The following is a 16,369-nucleotide window of genomic DNA, read 5'->3' as shown; positions in this document are numbered from 1 at the left end:
CCCGTCACGCCCCGATGACCTGCTGGAACTTACCCTCGTACTCCTTCTCCTGCTTCTCGTCCAGGGCCATGAACACCTTGGACTTCGACAGGAGGGCCTCGTCGGGGAAGATCAGCGGGTTGGCGGCCAGCTCGGGGTCGATCTTCTCCATCTCGGCCTGGGCGCCCTTGACCGGGCAGATGTAGTTGACGTACGCGGCGAGCGTCGCGGCGACGGCCGGCTCGTAGTAGTAGTTGATGAGCGCCTCGGCGTTGCCCTTGTGGGTGGCCTTGTTGGGGACCATCATGTTGTCGCTGAACAGCATCACGCCGGAGTCGGGCGCGACGAACTGCACCTTCTCGTTCTCGCTGGAGAGCTGGATGATGTCCCCGGACCAGCCGATGCACGCGGCGATGTCGCCCTTGGCCAGGTCGGGTGCGTAGTCGTTGCCGGTGAATTTGCGGATCTGCCCGGAGTCGACGGCCTTCTTGAGCTTGTTGAGCGCGTCGTCGTACTGGGCGGTGGTGAAGTTGGCGGGGTCGTGCCCGTTGGACTGGAGCAGCAGGCCCATCGTGTCGCGCATCTCGCTGAGCGCGGTCACCTTGCCCTTGAGGTCGGGTCGGGTGAGCAGCTCGTCGACGGTGCGCAGCTCCTTGGTGACGCTGCCGTTGTACGCCAGACCGGCGAGGCCGGACTGCCACGGGATGGAGATCCGGTTCTCCTGGTCGAAGGAGCGGTTGAGCAGCGACGGGAGCAGGTTAGCCTGCACATTCGGGATCTTCGCCGGGTCGAGCTTCTGGATCCAGCCGAGCCGGATCATCCGCGCCGCCATCCAGTCGGTCAGCACGATGATGTCCCGGTCGGTGCTCTGGCAGGCTGCGAGCTGGTTCTGCACCTTGCCGAAGAACTCGTTGTTGTCGTTGATGTCCTCCGTGTACGTGACCTGGATGCCGCTCTTGGCGATGAACTGGTCCAGGCTGGGCCGCTTGGACTCGTCCTTCTCATCCACGTCCATGTACTGCGGCCAGTTGGAGAAGGCAAGCTTCTTCTCAGTGCCGGACAGGTCATCGCTGACGCAGCCGGCCTCGGTCTGCTGCGCGCCCTTGGTGCCGCAGCCGGCGAGGCTGCCGCCCGTGACGAGGAGCGCGGCCGAACCGAGGGTGCCGGTGAGCAGTCCACGCCGGGTGAGGGGCCGGAGGGGAGTACGCATGACGACTCCTATGGGGTCATCGTCGGCGGGCGGGACGGGGGTGGCGCGCCGGCGGGAGGGTCAGGTGCGATGGACGACTGATCCTGACATGAGGTGACCTCCCTTACAAGGGATTCCGTTGCGGAGTTAGCGATGCACGACGAAATACGCCAGACTGCGCGGGGATATACGCGCGACATCACGATTCGGGACATGGGGAGCGCACGATGACGAACCGGCAGCACGAGAACGGCAACGGCGGTCGACGCGTCGCTGTCCGTGAAGGCGCCCATCACGCTCTGCTGGACGACGTGGCCAAGCAGATCATCGAACAGCTCCAGGAGGACGGCCGCCGGCCGTACGCCACCATCGGCAAGGCGGTCGGGCTCTCCGAGGCGGCGGTCCGCCAGCGGGTGCAGCGGCTGCTCGACTCCGGCGTGATGCAGATCGTCGCGGTGACCGATCCGCTCCAGCTCGGCTTCCCCCGCCAGGCGATGATCGGCCTGCGTACCGACGGCGACCTGGAGGCGGTGGCCGACCGGCTGGCCGAGCTGGAGGAGGTCGACTACGTGGTGATCACCGCGGGCTCGTTCGACCTGCTCACCGAGGTGGTCTGCCGCAACGACGACCACCTGCTAGAGATCCTGCAACGACTGCGCGCGGTGCCCGGGGTGCTCGCCACCGAGGCGTTCGTCTACCTCAAGCTGCGCAAGCAGACCTACACCTGGGGCACGGCCTGACGCTCAGCGGCCCGCCGGGTGCACACTGCGGCGCACGATAGCCACGCTGCGTGTCGGTGTCCGCTGCCTACCGGCGTGTTGCGGTGGACGTGTTGACGCGCATCCAGAACGCTCCGCACCTGCCCCCGAGGTGCCCCGCCCCCGTCCCGGCTGCTCGCCCCGTTGCTCCACTCGGGTGATCGACTCGCTTGATCCACCGGCAGGCCACCCGGCCAACGGCCACCCGGCCGGCAGTCCACCGCTCGCGTCCTTTGCTCTGCTTCAACCGGCGCAACACCCCGTGTCCGGACACCGGACATGCACTGTTGCGTCCGTTGAAGCAGAGCAAAGGAGGCGCGGAGAACGCCGTCAGCTACTCGTCCTGGTCGAACAGCGTGCCCGCCTCGGTGCACCTGGCCGCCCCGAGCGCGCCGACCAGGGGTCAGCGGGCAGTCCGGCGCGCCCGCCGGGCGACGACGAGCAGGCCAACGGCCTTGCGGATTCCGTCGCGACTAAGGCAATTTCTCGCCGAATCCGTCGCCCTGAGGCTCAGGCACTACCGATCACACTTGCTTTCCCTGGTCGTGCTGTGCGATAACCGTGGGCAGAGCGGCCGGCGTCACCCCTTTGACCGGCCCGACGACCGATGGGGCTGACATGGCCAACGCCACCGACCACCTCTGGATGCACTTCACCCGGATGGCGAGCTACTCCGCCGGCGAGGTGCCGACCATCGTGCGCGGCGAGGGCGCGTACGTGTGGGACGCGCAGGGCCGCCGCTACCTGGACGGGCTCGCCGGGCTCTTCGTCGTCAACGCCGGCCACGGCCGCACCGAGCTGGCCGAGGCCGCCGCCAAGCAGGCCGGCGAGCTGGCGTACTTCCCGCTCTGGTCGTACGCCCACCCCAAGGCCATCGAGCTGGCCGAGAAGATCGCCTCGCTCACCCCCGGCGACCTCAACCGGGTCTTCTTCACCACCGGCGGCTCGGAGGCCGTCGAGGCGGCGTGGAAGCTGGCCCGGGCCTACTTCAAGCGCACCGGCCAGCCCAACAAGTACAAGGTGGTCAGCCGGTACATCGCGTACCACGGCACCTCGATGGGCGCGCTGTCGATCACCGGCCTGCCCGGCATCAAGAGCGACTTCGAGCCGCTGGTGCCCGGCGGGATCAAGGTGCCGAACACCAACTTCTACCGGGCGCCGGAGCACGGCGACTCGCCCGAGGCGTTCGGCCGCTGGGCCGCCGACGAGATCGGCCGGGCGATCGAACGGGAGGGGCCGGACACCGTCGCCGCGGTCTTCCTGGAGCCGGTGCAGAACTCCGGCGGCTGCTTCCCACCCCCTCCCGGCTACTTCGAGCGGGTACGGGAGATCTGCGACGCGTACGACGTGCTGCTCGTCTCCGACGAGGTGATCTGTTCCTGGGGTCGGCTCGGCGAGTACTTCGGGGCGGTGCGCTACGGCTACCAGCCGGACATCATCACCACCGCGAAGGGCATCACCTCCGGGTACGCCCCGCTCGGCGCGATGATCGCCAGCGACCGGCTGATGGAGCCGTTCCTCACCGAGACCGGCATGTTCGCCCACGGGGTGACCTTCGGTGGCCACCCGGTGTCCTGCGCGGTCGCCCTGGCCAACCTGGAGGTCTTCGCCCGTGAGGACCTGGTCGGGCACGTGCGGGCCAACGAGGACGGGTTCCGGTCCACTCTGGAGAAGCTCAACGACCTGCCGATCGTCGGCGACGTCCGCGGCGACGGCTACTTCTACGGCATCGAGCTGGTCAAGGACAAGACGACCCGGGAGACCTTTGACGAGGCCGAGTCGGAGAGGCTGCTGCGGGGCTTCCTCTCCACCGCGCTGTTCCAGGCGGGGCTCTACTGCCGCGCCGACGACCGGGGTGACCCCGTCGTGCAGCTCGCCCCGCCGCTGATCGCCGAGCAGCAGCACTTCGACGAGATCGAACAGATCCTGCGTACGGTCCTCACCGAGGCATGGGCGCGACTCTGAGCGGCGACCCCGCCGGGCGCTACCGGGAGCTGTCGCACTGGCTGTCCACCCTGGACGAGCCGCTGACCCCGCGACCGGCGCTGCCCGGCGACGCGGACGCCGACGTGGTCATCGTGGGCGCCGGCTACACCGGGCTGTGGACGGCGTACCACCTGGCCCGGGCCGAGCCGGCGCTGCGGATCATCGTGCTGGAGAAGGAGATCGCCGGGTACGGCGCGTCCGGCCGCAACGGCGGCTGGTGCTCGGCGCTCTTCCCCACCTCGCTGACCGGGCTGGCCCGGCGGCACGGCCGGGACGCGGCGATCGCCATGCAACGGGCCCTGCACGAGACGGTGCGCGAGGTGGGCCGGGTGGTCGCGGCCGAGGGCATCGACTGCGACTGGGCGGACGGCGGCACGGTCACCCTGGCCCGCACCGGCCCCCAGCTCGCCCGCGCCCGGGCCGCCGTGGACGAGGCCCGCGCGTTCGGCTTCGGCGCCGAGCACCTGGCGCTGCTCGACACCGGCGAGGCCACCGCCCGCTGCGCCGCCGAGGGGGTACGCGGTGGGACGTACACCCCGCACTGCGCGGCCGTGCACCCGGCGAAGCTGGTCCGGGGTCTGGCCCGGGCGGTGGAACGGCTCGGGGTGACCATCCACGAGCGGACACCGGTCACCGCGATCCGGGCCGGGTCGGCAGTGACGGTGGCCGGCACGGTACGGGCGCCGGTGGTGGTCCGGGCCACCGAGGGGTACACGCCCGCGCTGCCCGGCCAGCGACGAACCGTGGCACCCGTGTACTCCCTGATGGTGGCCACCGAGCCGCTGCCGGCGGAGACGTGGGCGCGCATCGGGCTGGCCCAGCGCGAGACGTTCTCCGACCACCGGCACGTCATCATCTACGGCCAGCGCACCGCGGACGGCCGGCTGGCCTTCGGCGGGCGCGGTGCTCCGTACCATTTCGGCTCCCGGGTCTCCCCCGGCTACGACCGGGAGCCACGGGTCTTCGCCGCGCTGCGGCGGACGCTCGGGGAGCTCTTCCCGGTGCTCGGCCCGGACGTGCCGGTGACCCACACCTGGGGTGGCCCACTCGGGGTGGCCCGGGACTGGGCGGCCTCGGTGGGCTTCGACCGGGCCAGCGGGCTGGCCTGGGCGGGCGGCTACGTCGGGGACGGGGTGGGCTCCAGCAACCTCGCCGGGCGCACCCTGGCCGACCTGATCCGCGGCGAACGCACCGAGCTGACCACCCTGCCCTGGGTGAACCACCGCTCCCGCCGCTGGGAGCCGGAACCCCTACGGTGGCTGGCCGTCAACACCGCCCTCCGCGTGATGACCACCGCCGACACAACGGAGATGCGCACCAACCGCCCCTCCCGCCGCGCAAAAACCCTCTCCCGCCTCCTCGGCAACTAACCCCACCTCACCCAACCCCACCCCACCCACCAGCGCCGTTGATCATGAAGTTATTGCCATGACACGCCGAGGCGAGTGGCAATAACTTCATGATCAACCGGGGGGCACGGACGGCGCCGGCCCCTTGGGGTCAGTGGTTGGGGGGGATTACGCGGAGGTGGCCTCGGCGGCCGGTCGCGTGGTGGGGGTGGTCGGAGGGCTGGTCGGGCTCCGGAGGGCGGGGCGCCGGGCGGGCGGCCTCGCGGACGGCCTCGGCGAGCGCGACCAGGTCGTCGGTGGTCGGGGGCGGCGGCTCGAACTCGCCCTCGTGCCGGACCACGTCCCAGCCCCGGGGGGCGGTGAGGCTGCGGGCGTGCGGCTCACACAGGTCGTACGTGTGCGGCTCGGCGAAGGCCGCCAGTGGACCCACCACCGCCGTCGACTCGTTGTAGACATAGGTCAATGTGGCGACCGCTTGCCGGGGGCAGCCGTTACGGGAGCAGCGCCGTGGTGACCTCACGGCGGCAGGGTATCTCCATTACCGGGTCCGGCGCATCGCTTCGCGTTGCGACACGCCCGTCGTGGTGATCACAATCCACCCGTCCGGCGCACGGCGCGCCACGGGAGCGGCGCTGCCGCTGGCCAGCCCGACGCGGGGGCTACCCTTTGCCTCATGACGAGCCCGGAACACCGCCGCCCCGGTTCCGGCCGGCGCGCTCACCGCGACCGGCACGGGCGCGGGCTGCGTGGGCGGTTGGTGCCGGCGACCGTGCCGCTGGCGCGGACCAAGGCCGAGGTCTTCGACGACCTGGTCCTGGACACCGTCGAGACGCTGGAGCGACGGTTCGCCAAGGAACTGGCCGGCGTCGAGTTCGCGGTCGAGGACGTCCCGCCGGATCTGAACGTCTACGACTCCGACGTGCTGGAGGACGGCGAGGTCCCGCTGGCCCGACTGCTGCCGGGCCGTCCGGGCCGGCAGGAGGTGCCGCCGCGGATCGTGCTGTACCGGCGGCCCCTGGAGTTCCGGGCGATGGACCGCGAGGACCTCGCCGACCTGGTGCATGACGTGATCATCGAGCAGGTGGCGAACCTGCTCGGCGTCGATCCCGACGAGCTGGCCTGAGCCGTCCGCCCGCGCGCGAGTCGGGCGGCCCCCACCGCCCCGACCCGGCACCGCTCAGGCGGCCCGCCGCTTCAACTTGCGCCGCTCCCGCTCCGAGAGCCCACCCCAGATGCCGAACCGCTCGTCGTGACCGAGTGCGTATTCGAGGCATTCGGTCTTGACCTCGCAGCGCGAGCAGATTCGCTTCGCCTCGCGTGTCGAGCCGCCCTTCTCGGGAAAAAACGCCTCAGGGTCGGTCTGCGAGCACAGGGCCCGCTCCTGCCACTCCGGCGCGTTTCCGAGCAGGTCGGCCACTTCAAGCTGGCCGTCCATCAAATGCCTCCTTGTCGCGCACCGGCGTCATCGCCGCTGCAACCCCCCACGCGAAAGGCGTGCTTGTCCGTCCGGTCCCGTTTTGTTGCGTTCCGCGCGAACAACCCCATTCAAATTACACGCGTGTAATGCGTGCGCCGTCAAGCCAAACTTGATAATGGAGTCGCCCTCCCGACACCCCCGGCCGGCCACTCGGGCCGTCCAGCCTCGCAACCTGCCCTATCGATTCAGACCCCGGCCGAGTAACGCCCTCTCCGGCGAGTTGCCCGACTTTTCTGCCGTGGCGCTCTCCCGGCAGGTCGCCCCCGCGACGTCGCCAGGAACACCGGATCGCCCCTTTCCCCAAAGCTGATCTTGGTGGGGGACAGGTTAACGCGGCTCGGGCCAGACCGCCCGTCGAGTCGCGGACACCGGTCGCGCCCCGTCCACAGTGTGGACGGGGCGCGACCGGAAACGCTGCGGCGTGGGTCAGCCGGCGACCCCGAAACCGCTGCTCGGCCATACGAACTCGGCAATCGCTCCACCATGGACAAAAACCGTGCCGGCGGGCGTACGGTCGTCCCACCAGACGGTATAGATACCGGCCGGCAGATCGGGGTAGACCGCACTGTGGAACGAGCCGTCCCGCACTCGACGTTCCCGCACCGCCGAGTGGGTCCGCCGATCCTCGTCACGGCTGATCTCGATCTCCCGGCCGTGCAGATCCCGCCCGGTGTAGACGATCAGGGCACCGGTCTCGCCGCCCAGATCGAGAACGACGCTCCCGGTCTCCGACGGCCCGTACGCGTGCTCGTGCATCCGCGTCTCCTCCCCCACCCCGGTCAGGACGACGCCGGCGGGTTGTTGAACCCGTCGTACGGCGTACCCAGGTAGGGGAAGTTCCCGAGGAAGGGTGCGGTCACGTCGGCGGCGCTCAACCCCGGGGTGACCGCGGCGGCCGCCGCGTCCGGGCGGAACGTCTTGTCCACCAGCGGGACGGTCACCCCGGCGATCGCCCGCAGCGCGATGCTGACCACGTCGTCGCCGACGCGCCGGCCGTTCGGGAAGCCGGCCAGGTCACCGCCGAGCACGCCGAACCGGTCCGGACGCCGGCTGGGCGGGATGGCGGTGTTCAGTCGTAGCATGTCGGCCTGCACGTCGCCGGTGGTGTTGGTGAAGCCGTCGATCAGCCCGGCCGGCACGCCGGTGAGCAGGATCGCGACGAGGTCGGCCCGGGGCTTCTTCGCCTTGGTGAGCTTGTCCAGGTTGGGGAAGACGTCCGGGTAGAGCGCCGGCAGCAGCGCCGCCAGCTCGGGCTGCTCGACGAACTGCGCGAACCGCTTGTCCTCCGACGGCGGCAGGGAGTTCCACAGGTCCTTCTTGGACATCGGCACGATGACCTCGTTGAACAGTGGGTTGCCCAGCCGGGAGACCTGGGTGAACGGGCCGGCGGCGGTGTCCGCGGCCGCGCGGTCGCCCAGCACCCGGACCTGCCGGCGCGACGCCGACGTCCACACCCCGATCACCGACGCCCGGTCGGCCGCGCCGTACCGGTTGGCGCGCCGGCGCACCCGACTCAGCGGCACCTGCACGGCGATGCTGTGCACGTTCATCCGATCGGTGGCGTTGACCGGCTCCCCCTCGGCCTTGAAGACCTTCTTGCCGGCCACGTGCAGCTGCTGGAACGGCCGCAGCGTACCGAGGTCGAAGATCGCCCCCAGGTCCACGAAGAAGCCGTCCGCGCGCTGCCCCGCGAACACCCGCTCGCCGGTGGAGAGCGAGTAGGTCGCCTGCCGGACCAGCTCCGCGTACTTCGGGGTGGACAGCGGCCCGACGTTGCACGGCGGGCAGGGCAGCTTGTGCGCCAACCGGTGCTCCCGGCCGTCGGCCACCCGGGTCAGGCTGTAGAACTGCCGCCGGTTCCAGTTCTTGCTGTCCAGCGAATCGATCGGGCCGGTGTTGTAGAGAAAACTGTTCGGATTGGTGATCTCGGTGGTGAATTCGAACCGGTAGGTGACATCCGGGCGGCCGTCACCGTCGTTGTCGATATGGATCTCGTACCGCACGTCGTCGCCGAACTCGAAGAAGTTCGGGCCCCCGGAGGGGAGCTGCAACGGCACGTAGTTGGCGATCAGCGTGACCGAGTCGGGCTTGTCGGGGCTGACGAACGCGTACAGGTCGGAGCTGTCGGCGACCGGATCCTTGGCTATCTCCGGGGCCTCGCGGTGGGAAGACATGGCGGACCAACCTCACTGGGCGGGGACAGGATGGCGGGGCGGAGGGTCGGGTCAGCGCCGGGCGGCGCGCCGCAGCCGATCCGCCAGGCCACGGTCGCGTACCTCGATCCGGGAATCACCGACGAAGACGTCCATCGTTCCGGAGGCGGCGTCACGCAGGTGCACGACGATCGGGTCGTCGGCCCGGCCGGCCGCGCTCGGGGCGTTCTGCGCGGCCGACAGGCCCGGCACGGTGAGCGCGGCGGCGCCGAGGGTGGCGCTGGCCGCGGCGGTCAACGTCTGCCGGCGGGTCAGTCGCGGCCAGGGCCGCTTCCGCTGATCACTGGTCATGGGCAACCTTTCCGGCGGTGGCGCGAACGCGCCCGCGGGGACGGAAGGGTCCGGTGCCGCCTACCGACGCCGCCGGGCCCGAGGGGGACACCGGCGGCGGGCCTCGCCGCGACCGCCGCCGGCACCGCTTGGTACGGCCGGCGGCGGGAAAAGGTTCGACGTCAGGGCCGGACGTGACCGTACGCGGTCGTGCGCTTGCGGGCCGGTCGGCCGGCCGCCGTGGCGATCGCCCGCAACTGCTCCTCGGTCCGCGCCGAGCCGTTGCCCGAGCCGGCCATCCGGGAGATGGTCTCCTCCATCAGCGTGCCGCCCAGGTCGTTGCAGCCGCCCTGGAGCATCGCCACCGTGCCCTCGTCGCCCAGCTTCACCCAGGAGCACTGGATGTTGTCGATCCGGCCGTGCAACAGCAGCCGGGACATCGCGTGCACCACCCGGTTCTCGCGCCAGGTCGGCCCGGGGCGGGCGATGCCGGCCAGGTAGATCGGGGCGTTTGTGTGCACGAACGGCAGCGCGACGAACTCGGTGAAGCCGCCGGTGCGGTCCTGCACACCCGCCAGCACCCGGAAGTGCGCCAGCCACTGCCCGGGATGGTCGACGTGGCCGTACATCATCGTCGAGCTGGACCGGATGCCCAGCTCGTGGGCGGTGCTGACCACCTCGACCCAGGCGGCGGCCGGAAGTTTGCCCTTGGTCAACACCCAGCGCACGTCGTCGTCGAGGATCTCGGCGGCGGTGCCCGGGATGGTGTCCAGCCCGGCCTCGCGCAGCTGGGTCAGCCAGTCGCGCACCGGCACGCCCGCCTTCGCCGCGGCGGTGACGATCTCCATCGGGGAGAACGCGTGCACGTGCATCCCCGGCACCCGGGCCTTGATCGCCCGGACGATGTCGGCGTACCCGGTGACCGGCATCTTCGGGTCGATGCCGCCCTGGAGGCACACCTCGCTGGCACCGGCCGCCCACGCCTCCGCGGCCCGGTCGGCGACCTGCTCGACGGAGAGCCGGTACGCGTCGGCGTCCCGCTCGCGCTGGGCGAAGGCGCAGAACCGGCAGCCGACGTAGCAGACATTGCTGAAGTTGATGTTGCGGTTGACCACGTAGGTGACGTCGTCGCCGACCGCGTCGCGGCGCACGTCGTCGGCCAGCCGGCACAACTCGTCGAGCGCCGGCCCGTCCGCCGCGAACAACGCCAGCGCCGCGTCGGTGTTGCCGGGTTCCAGCAGCGCGGCCGGGTCGTCGGCGGCGAGCCGCAGCCCGGCCCGCAGGTCGTGGTCGCCGGCGAGGGCGGCCGGCCCGGCGGTCACCTTCGTGGCCACCTCCGCCCAGTCGCCGTAGACGCTGTCGAAGTCGCCGCGCCGGTCCTCCGTACGCCCGGTGGTGTCGATGGTGGTGTGCAGGTCGGTCCGCCCGCCGAACACCTCCTCCGGCTCCTGCCAGGGGCGGCCCTGCGGCCGGGCCGACTCGACCGCCAGCCCGGAGGTCGGGTCGGCCAGCGCGCCCACGTGCGGCAGCAGCCTCGGGTCGAGCCACGGGTCGCCCGCGCGCACGTACTCGGGGTAGATGGTCAGCCGCTCACGCAGGGTGAACCCGGCCAGCTCGGTGTGCCGGGCCAACTCCTCGATCTGCGGCCAGGGACGTTCCGGGTTGACGTGGTCCGGGGTGAGCGGGGAGACACCGCCCCAGTCGTCGATGCCGGCCCGCAGCAGCAGGTCGTACTCGCCGGCGATGAGGTTCGGCGGGGCCTGGATGCGGGCCTTCGGGCCGAGCAGCAGCCGGGCCACCGCCACCGTCGCGGCCAGGTCGTGCAGCTCCGCGTCCGGCATCCCCCGCATGGCGGTGTCCGGCTTGGCGCGGAAATTCTGCACGATCACCTCCTGGAGGTGCCCGTACTCCCGGTGCGCGCGGCGGATCGCGAAGAGCGCGTCCACCCGCTCGGCCGGGGTCTCCCCGATGCCGATGAGGATGCCGGTCGTGAACGGCACCCCGACCCGGCCCGCGTCGTCGAGCACCCGCAGCCGGACCGCCGGCTCCTTGTCCGGCGAGCCGAAGTGCGGGCCGCCCGGCTCGGACCAGAGCCGGGTCGCGGTGGTCTCCAGCATCATGCCCATGCTCGGCGCGACCGGCTTGAGCCGTTGCAGCTCCGACCAGGACAGCACTCCGGGGTTGAGGTGCGGCAGCAGCCCGGTCTCCTCGAGCACCGCGACGGCGCAGGCACGCAGATAGTCCAGAGTGGAGTCGTAGCCGCGCTCGTCCAGCCAGCTCCGGGCCGCCGGCCAGCGCTCCTCCGGCCGGTCGCCGAGGGTGAACAGGGCCTCCTTGCAGCCCTGTTCGGCGCCCGCCCGGGCGATGGCCAGCACCTCGTCGCGGTCCAGGAACGGCGCCGGCAGCCGGTGCGGCACGGTGGCGAACGTGCAGTAGTGACAGCGGTCCCGGCAGAGCCGGGTCAGCGGAATGAAGACCTTCTTGGAGTACATGACCACACCGGGCCGCCCGGCCTCGCGAAGCCCGGCGTCGCGGATTCCACCGGCCACCCGGAGCAGCTCGTCGAGCGCGTCACCGCGGGCGGAGAGCAGCGCGGTCGCCTCGTCGACGTCCAGCGCCCGCCCGGTCGCGGCCCGGCCCAGGGCCCGCCGCACGCTCGCCTCGCTCGGACCGGAGTGGGTGCGATCAACCATCCGCCCAGCCTATGCGCAACCCCACCGCCCCCACCGCTCCCCACCCAACGGCCCACCCCGCCGGCCCACCCCGTTGATCATGAAGTTGTTGCCTCGACACGCCGTGCCGACGGGCAACAACTTCATGATCGACGGAGGTGACCCGGCCGGTGCTGGGACGGGACGGTGGGTGGGGTGGGAGGTCAGCGGGGGTCAGCGGGGTGGTTGGGGGTGGTCGCCCGGGTTGATGCGCTGGGTGCGGTCGCTGTCCGGGTCGCCGGGACGGGGGATCGCCTCGGTCGCGTCGGCCGACTGGCGCGGAATCGCCTGCGTCGGGTCCGCCGACGGTGGCTGGCCGAACGGCGGGGCGGACTGCGGGGCCGGCGTGAACGGCGGGGCGGACTGCGGGGCGGGGTTGACCGGCGGCGGCGACTGCGGGGCGGACCCGAACGGCGGAGCCGACTGCGGCGCGGACCCGAACGGCGGAGCCGACTGCGGCGCGGACCCGAACGGCGGCGAGGGCTGGCCGTACTGGCCGGGGTGCTGTGCCGGCGGGTAGCCGCCCGGCTGACCGGGTGCGGGCCAACCGCCGCCCGGCTGGCTGCCGGGCTGCCCCGGCCAGCCGCCCTGCTGCTGCGGCCAGCCCGGCTGCGGCTGGCCGTAGACGCCCGGCTGGGGCTTCGGCCGCGGCACGTAGTACAGCTTCCGCCAGATCGTGTAGACCACCCAGGCGGCGGCCGCGAAGATCATCAGCCAGGCGAACCTGGTGAGCACGCCGAGCAGCGCGTCGAGCACCTCGGCCTCGGCCAGCCGGCCCACCGTCCAGATCAGCATGGTCAGCGTGCCGAGCAGCGCGCTGACCGCGTACTCGCCGAGGGCCACCTGTGTGATCAGCTTCGCCTTGGGCAGCACCGGCGACACGTGCGTGGCCAGGAGCACGGCCAGCAGCGGCAGGGCCACCGCCTCCAGCCCGACGAACGCGAAGAAGGCATTGCCCGCGCGGTCGGTGAAGGAGCTGTAGTCGTTCGGGCTGAGCAGCCGGAGCAGGCCCACGAAGAGGAACACCGCGTTGGCGCCGAGCAGCGCGAGCGCACCCAGTTCGCGTAGTGGCTTGGTCAGCTGGCGGGCCTGGGTCGCGTCGGTGGACGCGGGCTCGGCGGGGCTGGTCACGAGCTCCCCCTCGGGGCATGGACGGACAGGGCGCACGTGAGCCTAGTCTCCCGAGCCACCGGCGGACCGGAGGCGTCACGTGCGCGAGGATGGTCGACATGCGCATCGTGGTTCTGGCCGGCGGCATCGGTGGTGCCCGGTTCCTGCTCGGCGTCCGGGCGTACGCCCGAGAGGTCGGCGCCGAGGTGACCGCCGTCGTCAACGTCGGCGACGACCTGTGGCTGCACGGGTTGAAGATCTGTCCCGACCTGGACAGCGTCATGTACACGCTCGGTGGCGGCGCCGACCCGGAGCGGGGCTGGGGCCGGATCGGGGAGAGCTGGACGGTCAAGGAGGAGTTGGCCGCGTACGGGGCGGAGCCGACCTGGTTCGGCCTCGGCGACAAGGACATCGCCACGCACCTGGTGCGCAGCACCATGCTCAACGCCGGCTACCCGCTGCACGCGGTCACCGAGGCGCTGGCGACCCGCTGGAAGCCGGGCGTACGCCTGCTGCCGGCGACCGACGACCGGCTGGAGACCCACGCCATCGTGAGCGCGACGAGTGAGCTTGCGAGCCCCGCGGTCGCGAACAGCGGCGGCACGGCCGAGGACGACCGGGGCCAGCGGGCGATCCACTTCCAGGAGTGGTGGGTGCGGTACCGGGCCGACATCCCCACCCACCGCTTCGTCTTCGTGGGCGCGGAGACGGCGAAGCCGGCACCCGGGGTGCTGGACGCGATCGGCACGGCCGACCTGGTGCTGATCGCGCCGAGCAACCCCGTGGTGAGCGTCGCGCCGGTGCTGGCCGTGCCGGGGCTGCGCGAGGCGGTGGCCGACGGGCCGGCCCCGGTGGTGGGCGTCTCGCCGATCATCGGCGGCGCGCCGGTCCGCGGCATGGCCGACCGGTGCCTGGAGGTGCTCGGTGTCGAGTGCAGCGCGGCCGGGGTGGGCCGGCTGTACGGCGGCCGGGCGGCCGGCGGGCTGCTGGACGGCTGGCTGGTTGCCGAGGAGGACGCGGACACGCTCGTGCCGGAGGTGACGGTCCGCGCGGTGCCGTTGCGGATGACCGACGAGGCGGCGACGGCGGCGATGGTCCGCGCCGCGGTGGAGTTGACGTGAGGCTGGAGATCCTGCCGGTGCTGGGCATCGGCCACGTGTCCGAGGGCGACGACCTGGCGGCCATGATCGCCACCGCCGCGCCCTGGCTGCGCGACGGTGATGTGCTGGTGGTCACCAGCAAGATCGTCTCCAAGGCGGAGGGACGGTTGGTCGACGTCCCGGCGGACGGGCCCGAGCGGCTCGCGACGCGCGACGAGGTGCTCGCCGGGGAGACCGCCCGGGTGGTGGCGAGCCGGGGGCCCACCCGGATCGTGCAGACCCACCACGGCTTCGTGATGGCCTCCGCCGGCATCGACGCGTCGAACGTGGACAAGACCCGGCTGGTGCTGCTGCCGGTGGATCCGGACGCCTCGGCCCGGGCGCTGCGCACCGCGCTGCGGGAGCGCTACGACCTGGACGTCGCCGTGATCGTCAGCGACACCATGGGCCGACCGTGGCGCAACGGGCTGACCGACGTGGCGCTCGGGGTGGCCGGGATGCCGGCCATCCGCGACCACCGGGGCGAGGTCGACCCGTACGGCAACGAGCTCCAACTGACCCAGATGGCCGTGGTGGACGAGCTGGCGGGCGCCGGCGAACTGATCAAGGGCAAGTGTGACCAGGTGCCGGTGGCGGTGGTGCGGGGCTACCTCTCCGCCACCCGCCCGGACGACGCCGCTGGCGCACAGGCGCTGGTCCGCGATGCCACGCAGGACCTCTTCTCGCTCGGGACCGCCGAGGCCCGGACGGCCGGGCTGGCCGACGCCGCCGCCCTGACCGACGCTCCCAACTCGACGCCGGCCGACCCGGCCGCCGTGCGACGCGCGATCGACGCGGTCGCCGGGGTGGTCGCCGCGGGCACGGTCTTCACCCTGGTCGACGAGGCGGAGGTACGCGCCGGTCTGATCGCCAAGGTGCCCGGCTGGCCGGACGGCGCCACCGCCCTGGTGCTCGGCTCGCCACCGGCTCCGGTCGACCCGATGGACCTGGTCCGCTTCGGTGCCGACCTGCACCGGCTGCGCGCCGCCCTGGCCGCGGAGGGCGTCGGGTCGACCCTGCTCCCCCCGCCCGCCGGCAGCCCGGCCAGCGCCACGCTCGCCATCTGACGGACCGGCCGGGTCAGGCGTCCAGCATGGCCCGGCCGAGCGGGGTCAACGTGTGCAGCACCGTGTTGCGGTCCCGCTGGCTGACCAGCAGGCCGGCGTTGCGCAACACGGTGGCGTGCTGACTGGCCGCCGCCGCCGAGATGTTGAGCCGGCGGGCGACCTCGCCGGTGGTGCAGCCCTCGTCGCTGGCCTCCAGCACCGCCGCCCTGGTCCGGCCGAGCAGGGCGGCGAGCGAATCCCGGCCGGCGCCCGACACGGCCGGGCCGGCCCCGTCGGCCGACGCCAGCGCGCCCAGCCGGTCCACCCGGTAGACCAGTACCGGCGGCAGCGCCGGATCCAGCAGGGCGACCGGGGTGGGCGCGCAGAAGTAGGACGGCACCAGCAGCAGCCCCCGGCCGTCGAGGTGCAGCTCCCGGCTGTGCGGGTAGTCGCGGACCTCGAGCACCCCGCCGTCCCAGCGCATCGCCGGCCGGAGGCTGGTGAGCAGGCCCTCCATGCCGCCGTCGAGCAGCGCCCGGGCCCGGCGGGACCGGTCCGCCGCCACCGCGGACTGGATGCGGCTCCAGTACGGGCTGATCGCCAGCGACCGGTACTGCTCCATCGACTCGGCGAGATGACTCAGCGCCGCGACCTCGCCCCGGGCCAGTGCGCCGGCCGAGGACGGCAGGGAGTTTTCGGACGCCAACACGGTCAGGTCCCGGTGCAGCCGTTTGGCGGGGGTGCTGCGGACCGCGTCCAGCCCGGCCTCGAAGCCGTCGACGCTGGCGTACGGGGTGAGGAAGTCGGGGAAGTAGCCGCGCGGCGGACTCAGCGCGAAGAGCAGCCGGAGCTGGTCGGAGGCCGCGTCCTGGCGCAGCCCTCGGGACACCGTGCGCCGCCAGTTCTCCGTCAGCGGATCACGGCCGCGGCCCTGCAACAGGTGCAGGCTGAGGACCAACTCCCAGACCGGGTCCGCCGCCGGCGCCACCCGGGTCCGGAGAATGTCCTCGCCAGAAAAGTGGATCTTCAGCATGCAGCGCTCCTGTGCCGCCGGGCAGGGGGATGCCGGGTGACGCTTCGACTCTACCTGGCCGGCACTTATCTCCATCTTTAAGCCTGAGCTGAAAAACCTCGACGCCTCC

General features: G+C 72.0%; 15 protein-coding genes. 6 read left to right on the top strand and 9 right to left on the bottom strand.

Going from position 1 to position 16,369, the window contains the following annotated elements; translation table 11 throughout:
• Window positions 1-4: 4 nt before the first annotated feature.
• The gene (locus tag AB0K07_RS05580; RefSeq protein ID WP_363751187.1) at window positions 5-1,189 is read right to left on the bottom strand and encodes a spermidine/putrescine ABC transporter substrate-binding protein; all 1,185 of its coding nucleotides are present in this window, start codon (window positions 1,187-1,189) and stop codon (window positions 5-7) included.
• Between the two features lie 206 nt (window positions 1,190-1,395).
• Between AB0K07_RS05580 and AB0K07_RS05575 the strand changes: the two genes are divergently transcribed.
• The 3 genes from AB0K07_RS05575 to AB0K07_RS05565 all read left to right on the top strand — a co-directional run bounded on the left by AB0K07_RS05575 (window position 1,396) and on the right by AB0K07_RS05565 (window position 5,282).
• On the top strand, window positions 1,396-1,908 hold the full coding sequence (locus AB0K07_RS05575) for an Lrp/AsnC family transcriptional regulator (RefSeq protein ID WP_363751186.1): 513 nt from the start codon (window positions 1,396-1,398) through the stop codon (window positions 1,906-1,908).
• A gap of 636 nt (window positions 1,909-2,544) precedes the next feature.
• Window positions 2,545-3,891, top strand: a complete 1,347-nt coding sequence (locus tag AB0K07_RS05570) for an aspartate aminotransferase family protein (protein WP_363751185.1) — start codon at window positions 2,545-2,547, stop codon at window positions 3,889-3,891.
• On the top strand, window positions 3,876-5,282 hold the full coding sequence (locus AB0K07_RS05565) for an FAD-binding oxidoreductase (protein ID WP_363751184.1): 1,407 nt from the start codon (window positions 3,876-3,878) through the stop codon (window positions 5,280-5,282). Before AB0K07_RS05570 ends, AB0K07_RS05565 begins: the two co-directional genes overlap by 16 nt.
• Before the next feature lie 130 nt (window positions 5,283-5,412).
• Here the strand turns inward: AB0K07_RS05565 and AB0K07_RS05560 are convergent, their stop codons facing one another.
• Window positions 5,413-5,781 (bottom strand): DUF3499 domain-containing protein, encoded by a 369-nt coding sequence (locus tag AB0K07_RS05560; RefSeq protein WP_363751182.1) that lies wholly within the window; start codon window positions 5,779-5,781, stop codon window positions 5,413-5,415.
• Between the two features lie 153 nt (window positions 5,782-5,934).
• Between AB0K07_RS05560 and AB0K07_RS05555 the strand changes: the two genes are divergently transcribed.
• On the top strand, window positions 5,935-6,384 hold the full coding sequence (locus tag AB0K07_RS05555) for a metallopeptidase family protein (protein ID WP_074316962.1): 450 nt from the start codon (window positions 5,935-5,937) through the stop codon (window positions 6,382-6,384).
• 54 nt (window positions 6,385-6,438) lie between these two features.
• Here the strand turns inward: AB0K07_RS05555 and AB0K07_RS05550 are convergent, their stop codons facing one another.
• From AB0K07_RS05550 to AB0K07_RS05525, 6 genes are all read right to left on the bottom strand, one after another.
• Window positions 6,439-6,696, bottom strand: a complete 258-nt coding sequence (locus AB0K07_RS05550; protein WP_007455784.1) for a WhiB family transcriptional regulator — start codon at window positions 6,694-6,696, stop codon at window positions 6,439-6,441.
• A 468-nt stretch (window positions 6,697-7,164) separates the two neighbouring features.
• A complete protein-coding gene (locus AB0K07_RS05545) occupies window positions 7,165-7,494 on the bottom strand; it encodes a phospholipase (protein ID WP_363751180.1) in 330 nt (109 codons plus the stop codon).
• Between the two features lie 23 nt (window positions 7,495-7,517).
• Window positions 7,518-8,912: a DUF4331 domain-containing protein gene (locus AB0K07_RS05540; RefSeq protein ID WP_363751179.1), complete on the bottom strand. Its 1,395-nt coding sequence runs from the start codon at window positions 8,910-8,912 to the stop codon at window positions 7,518-7,520.
• A 51-nt stretch (window positions 8,913-8,963) separates the two neighbouring features.
• Window positions 8,964-9,242: a hypothetical protein gene (locus tag AB0K07_RS05535; protein ID WP_363751177.1), complete on the bottom strand. Its 279-nt coding sequence runs from the start codon at window positions 9,240-9,242 to the stop codon at window positions 8,964-8,966.
• 161 nt (window positions 9,243-9,403) lie between these two features.
• On the bottom strand, window positions 9,404-11,914 hold the full coding sequence (locus AB0K07_RS05530; RefSeq protein WP_363751175.1) for a bifunctional FO biosynthesis protein CofGH: 2,511 nt from the start codon (window positions 11,912-11,914) through the stop codon (window positions 9,404-9,406).
• Between the two features lie 192 nt (window positions 11,915-12,106).
• Window positions 12,107-13,063, bottom strand: a complete 957-nt coding sequence (locus AB0K07_RS05525) for a hypothetical protein (RefSeq protein WP_363751173.1) — start codon at window positions 13,061-13,063, stop codon at window positions 12,107-12,109.
• Between the two features lie 98 nt (window positions 13,064-13,161).
• Between AB0K07_RS05525 and cofD the strand changes: the two genes are divergently transcribed.
• A complete protein-coding gene (cofD, locus tag AB0K07_RS05520; RefSeq protein WP_363751171.1) occupies window positions 13,162-14,163 on the top strand; it encodes a 2-phospho-L-lactate transferase in 1,002 nt (333 codons plus the stop codon).
• Window positions 14,160-15,248: a coenzyme F420-0:L-glutamate ligase gene (locus AB0K07_RS05515; RefSeq protein ID WP_363751170.1), complete on the top strand. Its 1,089-nt coding sequence runs from the start codon at window positions 14,160-14,162 to the stop codon at window positions 15,246-15,248. Before cofD ends, AB0K07_RS05515 begins: the two co-directional genes overlap by 4 nt.
• 13 nt (window positions 15,249-15,261) lie before the next feature.
• Here AB0K07_RS05515 and AB0K07_RS05510 read toward each other — a convergent pair whose 3' ends face one another.
• Window positions 15,262-16,260 carry a winged helix-turn-helix domain-containing protein gene (locus AB0K07_RS05510; protein WP_363751169.1) on the bottom strand — a complete coding sequence of 333 codons (999 nt, stop codon included), beginning with the start codon at window positions 16,258-16,260 and terminating at the stop codon, window positions 15,262-15,264.
• Window positions 16,261-16,369: the final 109 nt, after the last annotated feature.

It is taken from the genome of Micromonospora sp. NPDC049301, from assembly GCF_040678715.1.
GTDB lineage: Bacteria > Actinomycetota > Actinomycetes > Mycobacteriales > Micromonosporaceae > Micromonospora.
The sequence above is the reverse complement of the archived record's forward strand: the minus strand, read 5'-3'. Positions and strand labels throughout refer to the sequence as shown.